We start from the raw sequence: 16498 nt of genomic DNA on the forward strand, positions 1-16498 counted from the left end.
CGTCACAACTTAAGGGTTAACCACGGTACGAAACGCCAGCTTGCCATCTTTCACTTCGTTGATGACCGCGCTGCGAATGGCATCGCCGTTCTGTAAGGTCAGCGTGCCGGTCACGCCCTGGAAATCTTTGGTGGCGCGGATTTTTTCATTTACGCAGACCCGATCGTGGGGATCGCTGCACTGGTTCATGGCGTTGACGATGACGTTATAGGCATCCGCCGCCATTGCGCCCCAGGTATGGGTCGGCTGCTGGTATTTGGCTTCCCAGGCTTTGATGAAGGTTTCCCCCGCCGGGGTCTGCTCTTTGGCGTTCGGCGAGTAATAATCGGTGGTCATATAGCCGTTGACCGCGTCTTTACCGACATCGAAGAAGACCTGATCCGCGGCCAGACCATCGCCGCCCACCACCGGTTTGTTGAGCCCCAGCTGTTTAGACTGCACGGCAATCAGCGCCCCTTCGGTGTAGTAGATCGGCATGTAAATCATGTCGACATTCTTCGCCTTGACGCTTGCCAGCTGGGCTTTAAAGTCCTTGCTGCCGCCCGGGGCCTGGACCTCGATGGGAATGGTGCCGCCGTTTTTCAGGAACTGGGTGCGGAACGCTTTCGCCAGGCCGACGGAGTAATCGTTGCTGCTGTCAAACACGATGGCGGCGGTTTTGGCTTTCAGATCGCGGGAGGCCAGATTGGCCCCGACCACCCCCTGGAAGCTGTCCGAGAAGCAGACCCGGCTGACGTAGGGATGGTTGCGGGTGACCCGGTCGTTGGTGGCGGTGGAGGAGACCAGCGGCGTTTTGCTGTCGTCGGCGATCTTGGTCATCGCCAGGGTGTTGGAGGAGGTGACTTCCCCGATCACGGCATCCACTTTATCGCTGGAGACCAGCCGCTGCATGGCGTTGGCCGCTTCGACTTTATCGCTTTTATCATCGATAACGATAAGCTTGATGGTATCGCCATTTTTTAACGTCGGGGTGATGGCCTGAATAATGTCCAGACCTTTCTGCGACGGCTGGCCATAGCCGCTGAGGGCGCCGCTCAGGGGTAATACCACCCCGATTTTAATTTCCGCTGCCTGCGCGCTGCTGGCGCCGACCAGCGCGGCAACCAGCGTGGCCATTAAAGACGCTTTCCCGGAAAACGATTTCATGGGTATTTCTCCGTCGGTCGATTATTTATCTTTAACCATCAATGACTGCATAACATTGAGGAATAATTAGCCAGCGTGTCCGGCGAATTATTGGCTGTTATGTTGAATAGATAACGAGATATATACCCTAAATAATTCGAGTCGCATGAAGGCGGCAAGTGAGCGAGTCCCCAGGCGCTTACAGAAGTAAGTGACTGGCAGCCAACGCACATGCAACTTGAAGTATGACGGGTATTTTTAATGCGCTGAATTACCTTACAACGTCCGTTTCGTTTTTACTCATGCAATATTCTTATTACCTGCAGGCAAGGGCATAAGGCTGGCGACCACACGGTTTTTGATACGGTGAACGCATTTTGCCGGGTGGCGACAGGCGCCTTACCCGGCCTGAAAACAGGCAATATACCGGTTAAACGGTTTTCGTCGGCCCGCGCAAGCGAAGCGCCGCCGGGAAATTTCAGCGTGCACCCGAATATAATATTCAGGCGCGCCCGGTAATATTAACAATCTATTCTGCGGCTCACGTGACTTATTATTTAAAAGGGGGCAACGGTTTTATTTTCCCATGCAGCGCCGGATTATCGCTTTCATCTTTCAGGCGCACGCCGGTAAGCCGTCGTAAAAAAGCCTGCTCCAGCAGCCAGGCCAGTTTAAAGGCGGCGGCGTCATGGCTCAGCCCTTCCGGGCGAATATTGGAGATACAGTTGCGCTCCGACTCCAGCCGCTGCCGATGCGGCTGCCAGGTGAGGTAGACGCCGAGGCTGTCCGGTGAGGAGAGACCCGGTCGTTCGCCAATCAGGATCGCCACCGCGCGGGCTTTCAGGGTTTCGCCAATATCATCCCCCAGCGCCACCCGTGACTGATGGGCCAGCACCACCGGCGCCAGGCCGATACCCAGCGTCTGCAGATAGGGCAGCAGGGCGCGGATCAACGGCACCGCCTGGCGCTCTACCGCCCATGAAGAGAGGCCGTCGCCGATCACCAGCAGCAGGTCGGCGGGGCGGACGCCGCTGGCGGCGAGGTCGGCGCGGCTTTCGTCGGCAAGCTGCCTTCCGAGATCCGGACGCCGCAGATAGGTGTGACGGTCCGGCGCGGCGCTGTGCACCGTCAGAGCGTCGAGGCCGAGCGCCGCCAGCGGCGCCACCAGCTGCTGGCTGGCGAACGGCTGATGAATGGCGTCCCGCGCTCTGGCGTGGGCCAGACCAAAGTTGAGGACTTCGCGGGTCGGCAGGCTGGCGCCGCTGCGCCCCAGGGCGATCCGCGCATCGGTAAATTCACGCAGCGGGTTCCAGGCGTCGGGACGGTTCATACGGGGGCTCCTTGCGGCAGGACGGACAGCAGCGGATGGCGGGCGTCGGTGAGCCGCAGCGCGCCGTGCGGATCGATAATCTGCATCTTCGCCAGCCAGTCGGCGAACTCCGGGGCATGCTTTAAGCCCAGCAGGCGACGGGCGTACAGCGCGTCATGGAACGAGGTGCTCTGGTAATTGAGCATGATATCGTCCGCCCCGGGCACGCCGATCAGGAAGGTGAGCCCGGCGGCGCACAGCAGGGTCAGCAGGGTGTCCATATCATCCTGATCCGCTTCCGCGTGGTTGGTATAGCAGACGTCGCAGCCGATCGGCAGGCCCATCAGCTTGCCGCAAAAATGATCCTCCAGCCCGGCGCGAATAATCTGCTTGCCGTCGTAGAGATACTCCGGACCGATAAAGCCGACCACCGTATTGACCAGCAGCGGTTCAAAGTGGCGGGCGACGGCGTAGGCCCGCGCCTCGCAGGTCTGTTGGTCGACGCCGTGGTGGGCGTTGGCCGACAGGCAGCTCCCCTGCCCGGTCTCAAAATACATCACATTGTTGCCGAGGGTACCGCGACCGAGGCTGAGGGCCGCTTCGCGGGCCTCCTGCAGCATGGCAAGATTGATGCCGAAGCCGCTGTTGGCCGCTTCGGTTCCCGCCACCGACTGAAACACCAGATCCACCGGCGCGCCGCGCTCAATCAGCTGCAGCGTATTGGTGACGTGGGTCAAAATGCAGGACTGGGTGGGAATGGCGAAGCGCTGGATAATATCGTCCAGCATCACGTTCAGCTGCGCCAGCACCGGTAAGCTGTCGCTGGCCGGGTTGATGCCGATCACCGCGTCCCCGGCGCCGTACAGCAGCCCGTCGAGCATACTGGCGGCAATGCCTTTCAGGTCATCGGTGGGATGGTTGGGCTGCAGGCGCACGCTGAGGTGGCCGGGCAGGCCGATGGTGTTGCGAAAGCGCGTCACCACCTGACATTTGCTGGCGGCGAGGATCAGATCCTGATTGCGCATCAGCTTGCTTACCGCCGCCGCCATCTCCGGGGTGATAGCGCGGGCGACCCGCTGCAGCGTGGCGGTATCGGTGGCATCGTCCAGCAGCCAGTCGCGGAAATCGCCGACCGTCAGGTGACGCAGGGCGGCAAAGCCCTGCGCATCGTGGGTGTCGAGGATCAGGCGGGTCACTTCGTCCTGCTCGTAAGGGATAAGCGGATTGTCGAGGATGTCGGTCAGCGGCACCTCGGCGAGGGTCATTTTCGCCGCCATCCGCTCTTCGGCTGAGTGGGCGATAACCCCCGCCAGGGCGTCGCCGGAGCGAGCCGGCGACGCTTTCGCCATCAGCGTTTTCAGACTATCAAAGCGCCATACCTGGCCCGATAGCGTGGTTTTATACATGCCGCCTCCTCAGGAGACCGTTCGCAGTTGAGGATCCACTGGCGCCCGTTCACGGGCCGCTGCGGTTTTGCGGAACCACAGGTAGCCGCCGAGCATCATCGCCGCGAAAATCAGCGCCAGCAGCAGGTTATACCAAACCATCGCCACCAGGCAGAGCACCGCCATGCCGAGGGCAAAGGCCGGCGCCAGCGGGTAGAGCGGCGCGCGGAACGGACGGATCAGCTTCGGCTCGCTACGGCGCAGTTTGAACAGCGCCGCCATGGAAGTGATATACATAACAATAGCCCCAAATACCGACATGGTGACGATGCAGGCGGTTAGCGGCATGCCGCTGATGGTGATCAGCGAGTCGGAAAAAATCGCGGCGATGCCCACCACGCCGCCGGCGAGGATCGCCAGATGCGGAGTGCGGGTGCGGCGATTGAGGGTGGCCAGACCGGCGGGCAGATAGCCGGCGCGGGCGAGGGAGTAGATCTGCCGCGAGTAGCCCATAATGATGCCGTGGAAGGAGGCGACGAGGCCAAACAGCCCCAGCCACACCAGCATATGCAGCCAGCCGCTGCCGTTGCCCACGACCGTCTTCATCGCCTGGGGCAGCGGATCGTTAATATTGGACAGCGCGCGCCAGTCGCCGACGCCGCCGGCGAAGACCATCACCCCAATCGCCAGCACCGTCAGCGTCAGAATGCCGCCGCCCAGGGCGCGGGGAATGGTGCGCTGCGGATCTTTGGCCTCTTCGGCGGCCATGGAAGCCCCCTCAATGGCGAGGAAGAACCAGATAGCGAACGGAATGGCGGCGAACATACCCGGCAGCGCCAGGCCGCTAAAGCTTTCCGCGCCCGCCCAGCCGTTAGTGGTGAAATGGCTCCAGGAGAAGCCGGGGGCGACTACGCCCATAAACACCAGCAGCTCGAAGATGGCCAGCAGGGTGACGATCAGCTCGAAGGTGGCGGCGATGCCGACGCCGAGGATATTGAGCGTCATAAAGATCACGTAGGCGCCGCAGGCGACCCATTTCGGATCCAGCGCCGGAAACTGCACGTTGAGGTAGGCGCCGATGGCCATGGCGATGGCCGGCGGGGCGAAGACGAATTCAATCAGAGTGGCAAAACCGGCGATAAAGCCGCCGGTGGGCCCGAAGGCGCGGTAGGCATAGGCGAAAGGGCCGCCAGCGTGCGGGATGGCGGTGGTCAGCTCGGTAAAGCTGAAAATAAAGGCGCAGTACATGGCGGCGACCGCGAGGGCGACGACCATAAACCCCATCGTGCCCGCCTGCGACCAGCCGTAGCTCCAGCCGAAGTACTCCCCGGATATCACCAGTCCGACGGCGATCCCCCATAAACGAAAACTGCCGAGCGTTCTTTTTAAGGTGGTGGTGTGCTCTGTCATACGTGTTGCCTCGCCAGATAGAAAGGTTCTGAACGACAGGCTGCAAAGAGAGTGCCAGAACGTTGTCCGTCGCGATGAGGCGCCAGTTCGGGGAGCGCCCGTCGGCGCTGCGCAAAAATGGGGCAGGCTGCACGCTGTCGGCGCGCGACCTGGTGCAGCGGCTTTGCTTTTTCAGCGGCGGCACGGTATAACACTTCTTCTTTTGGATGTTTAGATGTCTATACGTTTATACGCATCATGACCCGGGCAAGCGGGCTGGCGTGAGAAAATAAAATGCAAAGCACAACACAACAACAAGGTGGGCAACTGAAGCGCACCATGAAAACGCGTCATCTGATCATGCTGTCGCTCGGCGGCGTGATTGGCACCGGCCTGTTCTTTAATACCGGCTATATCATCTCCACCACCGGCGCGGCCGGGACGCTGCTGGCGTATCTGATTGGCGCCCTGGTGGTCTGGCTGGTGATGCAGTGCCTCGGCGAACTGTCGGTAGCGATGCCGGAGACCGGCGCTTTCCACGTTTACGCGGCGCGTTACCTTGGCCCGGCGACGGGCTATACCGTGGCGTGGCTCTACTGGCTGACGTGGACGGTGGCGCTGGGTTCGAGCTTTACCGCCGCCGGCTTCTGTATGCAGTATTGGTTCCCGCAGGTGCCGGTCTGGATCTGGTGCGTGGTGTTCTGCGCGGTGATCTTCGGTCTTAACATCATTTCGACCCGCTTCTTCGCCGAAGGCGAGTTCTGGTTCTCGCTGGTGAAAGTGATCACCATCATCGCGTTTATTATTCTCGGCGGCGCGGCCATTTTCGGCATCATTCCGATGCAGGATGGCTCCCCGGCGCCGGGCCTGCGCAATATCACCGCCGAAGGCTGGTTCCCGCACGGCGGCCTGCCGATCCTGATGACCATGGTGGCGGTGAACTTCGCCTTCTCCGGGACGGAGCTTATCGGCATTGCCGCCGGGGAGACGGAAAACCCGCATAAGGTTATTCCGGTCGCCATCCGCACCACCATCGCCCGGCTGATTATTTTCTTTATCGGCACCGTATTTGTGCTGGCGGCGCTGATCCCGATGCAGCAGGCGGGGGTGGAGAAAAGCCCCTTCGTGCTGGTGTTTGAAAAGGTGGGTATCCCTTACGCGGCGGATATTTTCAACTTCGTGATCCTGACGGCGATCCTCTCGGCGGCCAACTCCGGCCTGTACGCTTCCGGGCGGATGCTCTGGTCGCTGTCGAACGAGAAGACGCTGCCGGCCTGCTTTGCCAAAGTCAATAAACGGGGCGTGCCGGTGACCGCGCTGTCAGTGAGTATGCTGGGCGGCGTGCTGGCGCTGTTCTCCAGCGTGGTGGCGCCCGACACGGTGTTTGTGGCGCTGTCGGCGATCTCCGGTTTTGCGGTGGTGGCGGTGTGGTTGAGCATCTGCGCCTCGCACTTTATGTTCCGCCGCCGCCATCTGCAGCAGGGTAAGGCGCTGAGCGACCTGCAATATCGCGCCCCCTGGTATCCAGTGGTGCCGATTCTGGGCTTTGTGCTGTGCCTGGTGGCCTGCGTGGGCCTTGCTTTTGACCCGAGCCAGAGAATTGCGCTGTGGTGCGGGATCCCCTTTGTGGCCCTGTGCTATGGTGCCTGGTATCTTACTCGTTCACGGAAAATGACTCAGGAGCCCCAACATGTCGCAGACTAATCCGTTTACCGCCCTGCTTGCCGCCCAGCCTTTCGTGCTGCTGGACGGCGCTATGGCCACCGAGCTGGAGGCCCGCGGCTGCGATCTGGCTGACAGCCTGTGGTCGGCGAAAGTGCTGCTGGAGAACCCGCAGCTGATCCGCGATGTGCATCTCGACTACTTTCGCGCCGGGGCGCAGGTGGCGATCACCGCCAGCTATCAGGCCACCCCGGCGGGTTTTGCCGTACGCGGGCTGGATGACGCGCAGTCCCGGGCGCTGATCGGCAAAAGCGTCGAGCTGGCGCGCAAAGCGCGCGAGGCGTACCTCGCCGAGAACCCGCAGGCCGGCACGCTGCTGGTCGCCGGTTCGGTGGGGCCGTATGGCGCGTTTCTTGCCGACGGCTCGGAGTATCGCGGCGATTATCAGCGCAGCGCGGCAGAGTTCCAGGCCTTCCACCGGCCGCGCGTCGAAGCGCTGCTGGATGCGGGCGCCGACCTGCTGGCCTGTGAAACCCTGCCGTCATTCGCCGAGATCCAGGCCCTGGCGGCCCTGCTGCAGGAGTATCCCCGCGCTCGCGCCTGGTACTCCTTCACGCTGCGCGACGCCGAACATCTGAGCGACGGCACGCCGCTGCGCGAGGTGATGGCCGCCCTGGCGGATAACCCGCAGGTGGTGGCGGTGGGGATCAACTGTATCGCGCTGGAAAATACGCCCGCGGCGCTGGCGCATTTGCACAGCCTGACGGCGCTGCCGCTGGTGGTCTATCCTAACTCCGGCGAGCATTATGATGCGGTGAGCAAGACCTGGCACCATCATGGCGAAGCCTGCGCCAGCCTGGCGGATTATCTGCCGCAGTGGCTGGCGGCCGGGGCGAAGCTGATCGGCGGCTGCTGCCGCACCACGCCGAAGGATATTGCTGAGCTTAACGCGAAGCGCTGAGTTTTTTGCCGGGTGGCGCTGCGCTTACCCGGCCTACATATTGCGCGATCCTTAGGACGGACAAGGCGCAGCCGCCACCCGGCGCCAACCATTTGCCACCAACCAACCGCTCAAAATCAACTATCCTTTCCCGCTTTTGTTCTAAAAACGATTCGCTATTAGCCAGAATTTTTAATTACTTCATCTCCATCCTGATGCCGGAAATACTGCACCTATAACAACTCAGGGGAAGCAGACATTATGGCATTCACATCGCGAATTACTCTTCTGGCGGCGCTGGCCGTCGCCGCCTTCCAGGCGCAGGCGGTCAACGTGACCGTGGCGTATCAAACCTCCGCTGAGCCGGCGAAAGTCGCCCAGGCGGACAACACCTTCGCCAAAACCAGCGGGGCGACCGTCGACTGGCGGAAATTTGACAGCGGCGCCAGCGTGGTGCGCGCTTTGGCCTCCGGCGATGTGCAGATCGGCAATATCGGCTCCAGCCCGCTGGCGGTGGCCGCCAGCCAGCAGGTGCCGATTGAAGTGTTCCTGCTTGCCTCAAAGCTCGGCAACTCCGAAGCGCTGGTGGTGAAGAAAAGCATCACCAAACCGGAAGATCTGATCGGCAAGCGCATCGCCGTGCCGTTTATCTCCACCACCCACTATAGCCTGCTGTCGGCGCTCAAACACTGGGGCATCAAGCCGGGCCAGGTGCAGATTATTAACCTGCAGCCGCCGGCGATTATCGCCGCCTGGCAGCGCGGGGATATCGATGGCGCTTACGTCTGGGCGCCAGCGGTTAATGAACTGGAAAAAGAGGGCAAGGTGCTGACCGATTCCGCGCAGGTTGGGGAGTGGGGCGCGCCGACCCTCGACGTCTGGGTGGTCCGTAAGGACTTCGCCGAGCAGCATCCGGAGATTGTCAAAGCGTTCGCTAAAAGCGCCATCGACGCCCAGCAGCCCTACATCGCCAACCCGGAGGCATGGCTGAAACAGCCGGACAACATCAGCAAGCTGGCGCGCCTGAGCGGGGTGCCGGAAGCCGATGTCCCGGGGCTGGTGAAGGGCAACACCTATCTCACCGCCGCTGAGCAGGCGCAGGCGCTGAACGGGCCGGTCAATCAGGCCATCGTGGATACCGCGCGCTTCCTGAAAGAGCAGGGCAAAGTGCCTGCGGCGGGAACTGATTATCGTCAGTACGTGACTGACCGCTTTGTGAAGTAAAGGAGGCGGCGATGCTGCAAATCTCGCATCTTTCCGCCGACTACGGCGGTAAACCGGCGCTGGCGGATATCAACCTGACGCTGGAGAGTGGGGAGCTGTTGGTGGTGCTGGGGCCCTCGGGCTGCGGTAAAACTACCCTGCTGAACCTGATTGCCGGATTCGTGCCCTATCAGCACGGCAGCATCACCCTCGAAGGTCAGCGGGTGACCGGGCCGGGCGCAGAGCGCGGCGTGGTCTTCCAGAACGAAGGTCTGCTGCCGTGGCGCAATGTGCAGGATAACGTGGCGCTGGGCCTCCAGCTGGCGGGCGTGGATAAAGCGCAGCGCCGGCAAGCGGCGGCGCAGATGCTGAAGAAGGTGGGTCTCGAAGGGGCGGAAAAACGCTTTATCTGGCAGCTGTCCGGCGGTCAACGCCAGCGGGTGGGCATCGCCCGGGCGCTGGCGGCGAATCCGCAGCTGTTGCTGCTGGATGAGCCCTTCGGCGCGCTTGACGCCTTTACCCGCGAGCAGATGCAGACATTGCTGCTGAAACTGTGGCATGAGACCGGCAAACAGGTGCTGCTGATCACTCATGACATTGAAGAGGCCATCTTTATGGCCACCGAGCTGGTGCTGCTGTCGCCGGGGCCGGGACGGGTGGTGGAGCGGCTGCCGCTTGATTTCAGCCGTCGCTTTGTCGCGGGCGAATCCTGCCGCAGCATCAAATCCGACCCGCGCTTTATTGAACAGCGGGAATACATTTTGAGCCGGGTGTTTGACCAACGGGAGGCTTTCTCATGAGCGTGGTACTGAACGACAAACCGCGTCAGACGACGCTGAAATGGCGCTGGCCGCTCTCCCGTCAGCTTACCCTCAGCGTGGCGACCCTGGCGGTGCTGCTGACCGTCTGGTGGGCGGTCGCGGCGCTGCAGCTGATTAGCCCGCTGTTTCTGCCGCCGCCGGGACAGGTGCTGCAGAAGCTTATCACCATCGCCGGGCCGCAGGGCTTTATGGATGCGACGCTCTGGCAGCATCTGGCGGCGAGCCTGACGCGGATCGTCATCGCCCTGCTGGCGGCAGTGCTTATTGGCGTACCGGTGGGGATCGCCATGGGGCTCAACTCGACGGTGCGCGGGATCCTCGATCCGCTGATCGAGCTTTATCGTCCGGTGCCGCCGCTGGCCTACTTACCGCTGATGGTGATCTGGTTTGGCATCGGTGAAACGTCAAAGATCCTGCTGATCTACCTGGCGATTTTCGCGCCGGTAGCGATGTCGGCGCTGGCGGGGGTAAAAAGCGCGCAGCAGGTGCGGATTCGCGCCGCCCGTTCGCTGGGCGCCAGCCGGGCGCAGGTGCTGTGGCTGGTGATCCTGCCCGGCGCGCTGCCGGAGATCCTCACCGGGCTGCGCATTGGTCTCGGGGTGGGCTGGTCAACGCTGGTGGCCGCTGAGCTGATCGCCGCCACCCGTGGGTTAGGGTTTATGGTGCAGTCCGCCGGCGAGTTTCTCGCCACCGATGTGGTGCTGGCGGGGATCGCAGTCATTGCCATTATCGCCTTTTTACTGGAACTGGGGCTGCGCGCGCTGCAGCGCCGCCTGACGCCCTGGCATGGAGAAGTACAATGAGTGAACGTCTGAGCATTACCCCGCTGGGGCCGTATATTGGCGCGCTGGTGACCGGGGCGGATTTAACCCGTCCGCTGAGCGACAACCAGTTTGAGCAGCTGTATCACGCGGTGCTGCGTCATCAGGTGGTATTCCTGCGCGAACAGAATATCACCCCGGCGCAACAGCGCGACCTGGCGCTGCGGTTTGGCGACCTGCATATTCATCCGGTCTACCCTCACGCCCCTGGCGTGGAAGAGATTATCGTCCTCGATACCCACAACGATAATCCGCCGGATAATGACAACTGGCATACCGATGTCACCTTTATCGACACGCCGCCCGCCGGCGCCATTCTGGCGGCGAAAGAGCTGCCGGCGACCGGCGGGGATACTCTGTGGACCAGCGGCATTGCCGCCTGGGAAGCGCTGTCAGAACCCTTCCGGCAGCTGCTGAGCGGCCTGCATGCGGAACACGATTTCCGTAAATCGTTCCAGGAGTATAAGTACAACCACACGGAAGCCGAGCATCGGCGCTGGCAGGAGGCGGTGGCGAAGCATCCACCCCTGCTGCATCCGGTGGTGCGTACCCACCCGGTGACCGGCAAGCAGGCGCTGTTCGTTAATGAAGGCTTTACCACGCGGATTGTCGACGTGACCGAGAAAGAGAGCGCGGCGCTGCTGAGCTTCCTGTTTGCCCATATCACCAAACCGGAGTTTCAGGTGCGCTGGCGCTGGCAGCCGAACGATGTCGCTATCTGGGATAACCGGGTAACCCAGCATTACGCCAATGCCGACTATCTGCCGCAGCGGCGCATTATGCACCGGGCGACGATCCTCGGCGATAAGCCGTATTTCCGGGCGTCGTAGCCGCGGTTAATGTTGCCTGCAGGACTACCCCTGCCATCCGCCATCCTGGCCGGATGGCAGGGTAAACCGGCTATCCGGCCTGCAAAGCTAAATGCGCGCCAATATAGCGCTGATAGCGATTCGCTTTCAGATAGGTCAAATCCACCAGCACCAGACCATCCACGCAGTTATTGAAATCCGGATCGCTGCCGAAATCGATAAACTGCACGCCGCCCGGCTCGCACACTTCCGAGTACTGCTTATACAGCGGCGGGATCGCGCAGCCGAGGTTGCCGAGCAGGGACTTCAGCCGGGCCAGGTCGTCGTTGTAATCCTCCCCGCCAAACTGCGCCAGCACATCGGGCAGCGACGCCGGATAAGGGCGACGGGACTCCGCCAGCGGGTGCGTGGCCGGGAACCACAGCCGGTAGAACGCCACCAGCAGATCGCGAGCGGCGGGCGGCAGCCCACCAGAAATCGATACCGGGCCAAACAGATAGCGATAGTGCGGGTAGCGCGCCAGATAAGCGCCGATGCCGGACCACAGGTAGTCCAGCCCGCGTCGACCCCAGTAGCGCGGCTGGATAAAGCTGCGCCCCAGCTCAATGCCGTGCTGCAGGATGTCGTCCATTCGCCCGTCGTAGTGGAACAGACTGGAGCTGTAGATCCCCTCCAGGCCGCGCTTTGCCAGCTGGATGGCCGTCGGCATAAAGCGGTAAGCGCCGACGATCTCGAGGTCTTCTTCATCCCACAGGATCAGATGCAAATAGTCGTCGTCATACCCGTCGATATCCCGCCGTTTGCCGCTGCCTTCGCCAACCGCGCGGAAGGCGATTTCCCGCAGGCGTCCCAGCTCGCGCAGCAGCGGCGCCTCCTCCTGACCGTTGCGCTGCCAGAGGTAAATCACTTTGCCATCGGCGGTGCGGCCCAGGCATTCGGCCTTGTGCAGTTCGCGTTTGAGCCGCGCCCGATCTTCCGGGCGGGCGATGGCGCTTTCAGTTTTGAACTGCCCAGGCAGCCCTTTGCGCAGTTGTTCAAGGTGCTGATAGCAGCGGCCGGTAAGTTCGCGAGCGCTGGACTGGGCATCGAACCAGCTCGACCAGGGGATCTGCTGGCCGATACGCACCGGCAGGCTGCTGTTGCGCCGGCGAAACATCTGCTGCATCAGCAGGAGCAGCGGCAGGTTGTCGGAGACCAGGGTGCTGGCGTAAAACAGGGCGCTGTTGTGGGCATGAATCCACGCCGGCAGCAGCGGGGCGCGATATTTCGCCGCCAGCTTAATAAAGCCCGAGTGCCATTTTTTATCGCGAATGCCGCGACGGGTAAGGCGAGAGACTTCCCCCGCCGGGAAGAAGATCAGCACCCCACCAGCCTGTAGCTGCTGGTCCATCTGCTGCAGCGCCGTTTTAGCGGTGCGGCCATGAATATTATCCACCGGGATAAACAGCGAGCTCAGGGGCTCAAGGTGGGTGAGCATGCGGTTGGTGACCACTTTGACGTCGCGTCGCACGCGGGATACCGCATACAGGAGCGCCAGGCCGTCGAGGGTGCCGGTGGGGTGGTTGGCGATAATGACCAGCGGGCCATATTCGGGGATTTGTTCGAGATCGTGCGCCGGGATGGCGCAGCGGATATTGAGGTATTCCAGCACCTGTTCGACCGTATCAAGCCCCTTCAGGTGGCGGTGACGGTCGGCAAATTGTTGAAACTCTTCCTCATAAAATAGCTTTTTTAACAGTTTCTTTTGCCAGGGTGCGGGCCTCGCCTGAGGCCACAGGTCATCGAGTACGTTGTCGAGACTAAACATAGTGGCTTCTCCTCCGTCCTGCCCAGACAGTAGAAGGTGGAGATGTCGTTCAGATTACAGTTGGGTGAAGATTCGGTCGCAGCAAGCGAGGTTTCCCGGATAGCGGCTAACGCCTCATCCGGGCTACGGTTGGCGCCGATTTGTAGCCCCGGTAAGCGTCAGCGCCACCGGGGAGAGGCTATCGGCGTTCACCGCAGCTAAGATCAAAGCTATCGCCAGCCCAATTTGGGGGATATAGCCCGCGCTGGACATCGCGATGAAAGGTTGAAAATGGCCAATCGATCACTCGGGTGACCCAGCCATGCTTAAGTGGATTGATATGGATGTAATCAACGTGTCGGCGGTAATCATCTTCATCGCGTATGGCATGCTCCCAAAAGCGCGGTTGCCAGAGGGGTTGTCGTTTTAACGTTCTGGTAAAACAGCCTTTGATATCTCTCCAGCGTGAAGAAAAATCGTCATCATTATGAGGTAGTGTCCAGATGCAATGCAGATGTTCAGGCAACACCACCCAGGCATCAATAATAAAGGGGCGATGTTGTTTAACTACGGCGACAGAGTAGCGCAATAATTCTATGTTTTCAGTTAGGTGCATGCTTCTACGGTCTTTAAGGTTAACGGTGAAGAACCAGGTTCCCCCTTTAATGTAATAACGTCGATAAGCCACCACAGGATCTCCTGGAATTCGGTATTTATGATGTGGTTTAACACGTTAGAAGGCGAAATCCGGTACGCCAAGAAGAACGCGCAGAAGATGGAAAGCGGCGTGCAAAATTTTAGCTACAGATATTGTTTAGCGCCTGTCCCCGGATAGCGGCGCAAGCGCCTTATCCGGGCTACGGTGTGGTGGTCGCGATAAATACAGCGCACCGGAGATGAGGTTTGGTAGCCCCGGTAAGCGTCAGCGCCACCGGGGAGAGGGAGGCTTAACGGAGGATGTTTTTCTCGGCCAGGTCGAGGGCGAAATAGCTGAAGATCAGATCGGCGCCCGCGCGTTTGATAGCGCCGAGGCTTTCCAGAACCACTTTCTCTTCATCGATAGCGCCCGCCTGGGCGGCGAATTTGATCATCGCGTACTCCCCGCTGACCTGATACGCGCCGAGCGGCAGATCGCTGCGCTCGCGGATATCGCGCAGAATATCCAGGTAGGCGCCCGCCGGTTTCACCATCAGGCAGTCGGCGCCCTGGGCTTCATCGAGCAGCGACTCGCGAATGGCTTCCCGGCGGTTCATCGGGCTCATCTGATAGGTTTTACGATCGCCCTTCAGCGCGGTACCGGCCGCTTCGCGGAACGGGCCGTAGAAGGAAGAGGCGAACTTGGTCGAATAGGACATGATCGCCGTATTGGTGAAGCCGGCGGCGTCCAGCGAGCGGCGAATCGCCTGCACCTGACCATCCATCGCGGCGGAAGGGGCGATGAAATCCGCGCCGGCGGCGGCAGCGACAACGGCCTGTTTGCCGAGGTTTTCCAGGGTCGCGTCGTTATCCACCCCGTGGTCGCACAGCACGCCACAGTGGCCGTGGGAGGTGTATTCGCAGAAGCAGGTATCGGACATGACGATCATCTCCGGCACCGTGGACTTACAGATCCGCGACATACGCGCCACCAGACCATTTTCATTCCAGGTATCGCTGCCGGTGGCATCGGTGTGATGAGAAATACCAAAGGTCATCACCGAGCGAATGCCGGCATTGGCGATGCGTTCGATCTCGCGCGCCAGATATTTTTCCGGAATGCGCATCACCCCGGGCATCGCCTCGATCGCTTTGTAATCATCAATTTCTTCTTCAACAAAGATCGGCAACACCAGGTCGTTCAAACTCAGTGTTGTCTCTTCAAACAGGGCGCGCAGCGCAGCGGATTGACGCAGGCGGCGGGGGCGAGTGATTAAATCTGTCATGGTTTGCCTGATTTTGTGAAATGAAAGAGGGTAGTGTAACTGAAATGGCAGCGGGATGTTTCGCCAAAACGATCGTTATGTCGCATCGGCGAAACCTCCCCCGGGCTTACTGACTGGCCGTCTGCATGTTGGGCTGCATGCCGCTCAGCTCGCTGACCAGATCGTTGATGCCATCGCTCATATTGTTGAAACGGGTTAACGGCGAGCGGGTCACCACCACAAAAGCGCCGACGTTAGCCTGCGGATTCATCGCCATATAGGTGATAAACCCGCCGCCGCCGCCGGTTTTCTGAATAATCCCCGGATGGCCATTCTTCGGCTTCATATACACCCAGCCAAGCCCCAGCGCGTCGGCGCGGCCAGGCACGTCCATACCGATCACCCGAGTCAGCTGGTTACGCTGATAAATCAGCGTCTGCATCCGGTCGGCCTGCTGGCTGCGGGTATAGAAATCGGATGACAGGAACTGCTGCATCCAGCGCATCATATCCCCCGGCGTCGAGTAGACGCCGCCGCTGCCGATCGCCGCCAGAGTGTTGTTACATGGGCTGGCGCCTTTCTCCGGGATCATCAGCCGCTGGCACTGATCCGGCGATGGGGTAAAAGTAGTGTCCTTCATCCCCAGCGGCCGGGTGATCTGCTCTTCAAACAGCTGCGGATAAGGTTTGCCGGCGGCGGTGGAGAGCGCGTCCGCCAGTAAATCGAAGGCCAGATTGGAGTAGGCTGCCTGTGAGCCCGGCGCGGTCTTCAGGGTGGCGGTTGAGAGCCAGTTCCAGCGCTGCTGGCGGGTTGGCCAGACAAACACCGGACGATGAGCGGCGCCGCCAGGCTGCTCGCGCGGCAGGGCGCTGGTATGGGTCGCGAGATTCACCAGAGTGATTGGTTTTCCCTGCCAGTCAGGCACTCGGGCGCCCGGCGGAGCGTATTTGCTCAGCGGATCGTTGAGTTTCACCACCCCCTGGTCGAGCAGCTTCACCAGCATCTCGCTGGTCATCAGTTTGCTGAGGGAGGCGATACGGATCACCGAGTCGAGCTGCGGGTGCTGATTATTCCCCGGGCGGGTTTCGCCAAAGCTGCGAAACACACGCTGATTGCCATCGATCACCACCAGCGCCATGCCGGTGGCGCCGCTGCCGTAGTAGATATGATTGGCGTAACGATCGACCACATCCGAGGCGAAAACCGGGTCAACGGTAGGCTGTGCGGCCTGCACCGAGGTCCACGACGCCGCGCACAGCGCAGCAAAAATGAGCAAACTACGTTTCAACGGAGATCATCCATTAAATAAATAAAAAAGAAGAGGGTATTTATACTACGAAGTGGCGC

15 protein-coding genes and 1 pseudogene are annotated in these 16498 nt (G+C 60.9%); 8 read left to right on the plus strand and 8 right to left on the minus strand.

Going from position 1 to position 16498, the window contains the following annotated elements; genetic code table 11:
- Positions 1-9 precede the first annotated feature (9 nt).
- Positions 10-1116 carry an ABC transporter substrate-binding protein gene (locus tag GQR96_RS05005; protein ID WP_004147267.1) on the minus strand — a complete coding sequence of 369 codons (1107 nt, stop codon included), beginning with the start codon at positions 1114-1116 and terminating at the stop codon, positions 10-12.
- Here GQR96_RS05005 and GQR96_RS05010 point away from each other — a divergent pair.
- Positions 1109-1213 (plus strand): annotated as a pseudogene (locus GQR96_RS05010) (hypothetical protein); the annotation flags it as partial. The gene GQR96_RS05005 and the pseudogene GQR96_RS05010 overlap by 8 nt on opposite strands.
- Before the next feature lie 465 nt (positions 1214-1678).
- On the opposite strand, the gene eutC reads toward GQR96_RS05010, so the two are convergent.
- Genes eutC through eat form a run of 3 tightly spaced genes read right to left on the minus strand, consistent with a single transcriptional unit; the run spans position 1679 to position 5229 of the window.
- Complete coding sequence (gene eutC / locus GQR96_RS05015; protein ID WP_023319821.1) at positions 1679-2455, minus strand: ethanolamine ammonia-lyase subunit EutC; 777 nt, start codon at positions 2453-2455, stop codon at positions 1679-1681.
- Positions 2452-3840 (minus strand): ethanolamine ammonia-lyase subunit EutB, encoded by a 1389-nt coding sequence (locus tag GQR96_RS05020; RefSeq protein ID WP_023288556.1) that lies wholly within the window; start codon positions 3838-3840, stop codon positions 2452-2454. Before GQR96_RS05020 ends, eutC begins: the two co-directional genes overlap by 4 nt.
- Before the next feature lie 9 nt (positions 3841-3849).
- A complete protein-coding gene (gene eat, locus GQR96_RS05025; protein WP_042939282.1) occupies positions 3850-5229 on the minus strand; it encodes an ethanolamine permease in 1380 nt (459 codons plus the stop codon).
- A gap of 62 nt (positions 5230-5291) precedes the next feature.
- Here eat and GQR96_RS05030 point away from each other — a divergent pair, with 62 nt between their 5' ends.
- The 7 genes from GQR96_RS05030 (at position 5292) to tauD (ending at position 11485) form a co-directional block, all read left to right on the plus strand.
- Entirely contained in the window at positions 5292-5420 is a 129-nt protein-coding gene (locus tag GQR96_RS05030; RefSeq protein WP_161992934.1) for a hypothetical protein, read from the plus strand.
- 82 nt (positions 5421-5502) lie between these two features.
- Positions 5503-6912 (plus strand): S-methylmethionine permease, encoded by a 1410-nt coding sequence (gene mmuP, locus GQR96_RS05035; RefSeq protein ID WP_004204899.1) that lies wholly within the window; start codon positions 5503-5505, stop codon positions 6910-6912.
- Entirely contained in the window at positions 6899-7831 is a 933-nt protein-coding gene (gene mmuM, locus GQR96_RS05040; protein WP_004204898.1) for a homocysteine S-methyltransferase, read from the plus strand. Before mmuP ends, mmuM begins: the two co-directional genes overlap by 14 nt.
- Positions 7832-8071: 240 nt before the next feature.
- A complete protein-coding gene (gene tauA, locus GQR96_RS05045; RefSeq protein ID WP_004204897.1) occupies positions 8072-9034 on the plus strand; it encodes a taurine ABC transporter substrate-binding protein in 963 nt (320 codons plus the stop codon).
- Between the two features lie 11 nt (positions 9035-9045).
- Positions 9046-9813, plus strand: a complete 768-nt coding sequence (gene tauB, locus GQR96_RS05050; RefSeq protein ID WP_004178719.1) for a taurine ABC transporter ATP-binding subunit — start codon at positions 9046-9048, stop codon at positions 9811-9813.
- Entirely contained in the window at positions 9810-10637 is an 828-nt protein-coding gene (gene tauC / locus GQR96_RS05055; protein WP_004204893.1) for a taurine ABC transporter permease TauC, read from the plus strand. Before tauB ends, tauC begins: the two co-directional genes overlap by 4 nt.
- On the plus strand, positions 10634-11485 hold the full coding sequence (gene tauD / locus GQR96_RS05060) for a taurine dioxygenase (RefSeq protein WP_017898949.1): 852 nt from the start codon (positions 10634-10636) through the stop codon (positions 11483-11485). Before tauC ends, tauD begins: the two co-directional genes overlap by 4 nt.
- 70 nt (positions 11486-11555) lie before the next feature.
- On the opposite strand, the gene GQR96_RS05065 is transcribed toward tauD, so the two are convergent.
- The 4 genes from GQR96_RS05065 to ampH form a co-directional block, all read right to left on the minus strand.
- Positions 11556-13271 carry a bifunctional ornithine lipid synthase OlsF gene (locus GQR96_RS05065; RefSeq protein WP_032455618.1) on the minus strand — a complete coding sequence of 572 codons (1716 nt, stop codon included), beginning with the start codon at positions 13269-13271 and terminating at the stop codon, positions 11556-11558.
- Between the two features lie 178 nt (positions 13272-13449).
- Positions 13450-13941, minus strand: coding sequence for an REP-associated tyrosine transposase (locus GQR96_RS05070; protein WP_072013399.1), 492 nt, complete (start codon positions 13939-13941; stop codon positions 13450-13452).
- 256 nt (positions 13942-14197) lie between these two features.
- Positions 14198-15172: a porphobilinogen synthase gene (gene hemB, locus GQR96_RS05075; RefSeq protein ID WP_004204887.1), complete on the minus strand. Its 975-nt coding sequence runs from the start codon at positions 15170-15172 to the stop codon at positions 14198-14200.
- Between the two features lie 106 nt (positions 15173-15278).
- Positions 15279-16439: a D-alanyl-D-alanine-carboxypeptidase/endopeptidase AmpH gene (gene ampH / locus GQR96_RS05080; protein WP_049004148.1), complete on the minus strand. Its 1161-nt coding sequence runs from the start codon at positions 16437-16439 to the stop codon at positions 15279-15281.
- Positions 16440-16498: the final 59 nt, after the last annotated feature.

The organism is Klebsiella sp. PCX (assembly GCF_021869705.1).
Classification (GTDB): Bacteria; Pseudomonadota; Gammaproteobacteria; order Enterobacterales; family Enterobacteriaceae; genus Klebsiella; species Klebsiella quasipneumoniae.

Coding starts and splice junctions, on each gene's coding strand:
- GQR96_RS05005 (WP_004147267.1), bottom strand. CDS start 1,116: ATGGCCACGCTGGTTGCCGCGCTGGTCGGCGCCAGCAGCGCGCAGGCA.
- eutC (WP_023319821.1), bottom strand. CDS start 2,455: ATGAACCGTCCCGACGCCTGGAACCCGCTGCGTGAATTTACCGATGCG.
- GQR96_RS05020 (WP_023288556.1), bottom strand. CDS start 3,840: ATGTATAAAACCACGCTATCGGGCCAGGTATGGCGCTTTGATAGTCTG.
- eat (WP_042939282.1), bottom strand. CDS start 5,229: ATGACAGAGCACACCACCACCTTAAAAAGAACGCTCGGCAGTTTTCGT.
- mmuP (WP_004204899.1), top strand. CDS start 5,503: ATGCAAAGCACAACACAACAACAAGGTGGGCAACTGAAGCGCACCATG.
- mmuM (WP_004204898.1), top strand. CDS start 6,899: ATGTCGCAGACTAATCCGTTTACCGCCCTGCTTGCCGCCCAGCCTTTC.
- tauA (WP_004204897.1), top strand. CDS start 8,072: ATGGCATTCACATCGCGAATTACTCTTCTGGCGGCGCTGGCCGTCGCC.
- tauB (WP_004178719.1), top strand. CDS start 9,046: ATGCTGCAAATCTCGCATCTTTCCGCCGACTACGGCGGTAAACCGGCG.
- tauC (WP_004204893.1), top strand. CDS start 9,810: ATGAGCGTGGTACTGAACGACAAACCGCGTCAGACGACGCTGAAATGG.
- tauD (WP_017898949.1), top strand. CDS start 10,634: ATGAGTGAACGTCTGAGCATTACCCCGCTGGGGCCGTATATTGGCGCG.
- GQR96_RS05065 (WP_032455618.1), bottom strand. CDS start 13,271: ATGTTTAGTCTCGACAACGTACTCGATGACCTGTGGCCTCAGGCGAGG.
- hemB (WP_004204887.1), bottom strand. CDS start 15,172: ATGACAGATTTAATCACTCGCCCCCGCCGCCTGCGTCAATCCGCTGCG.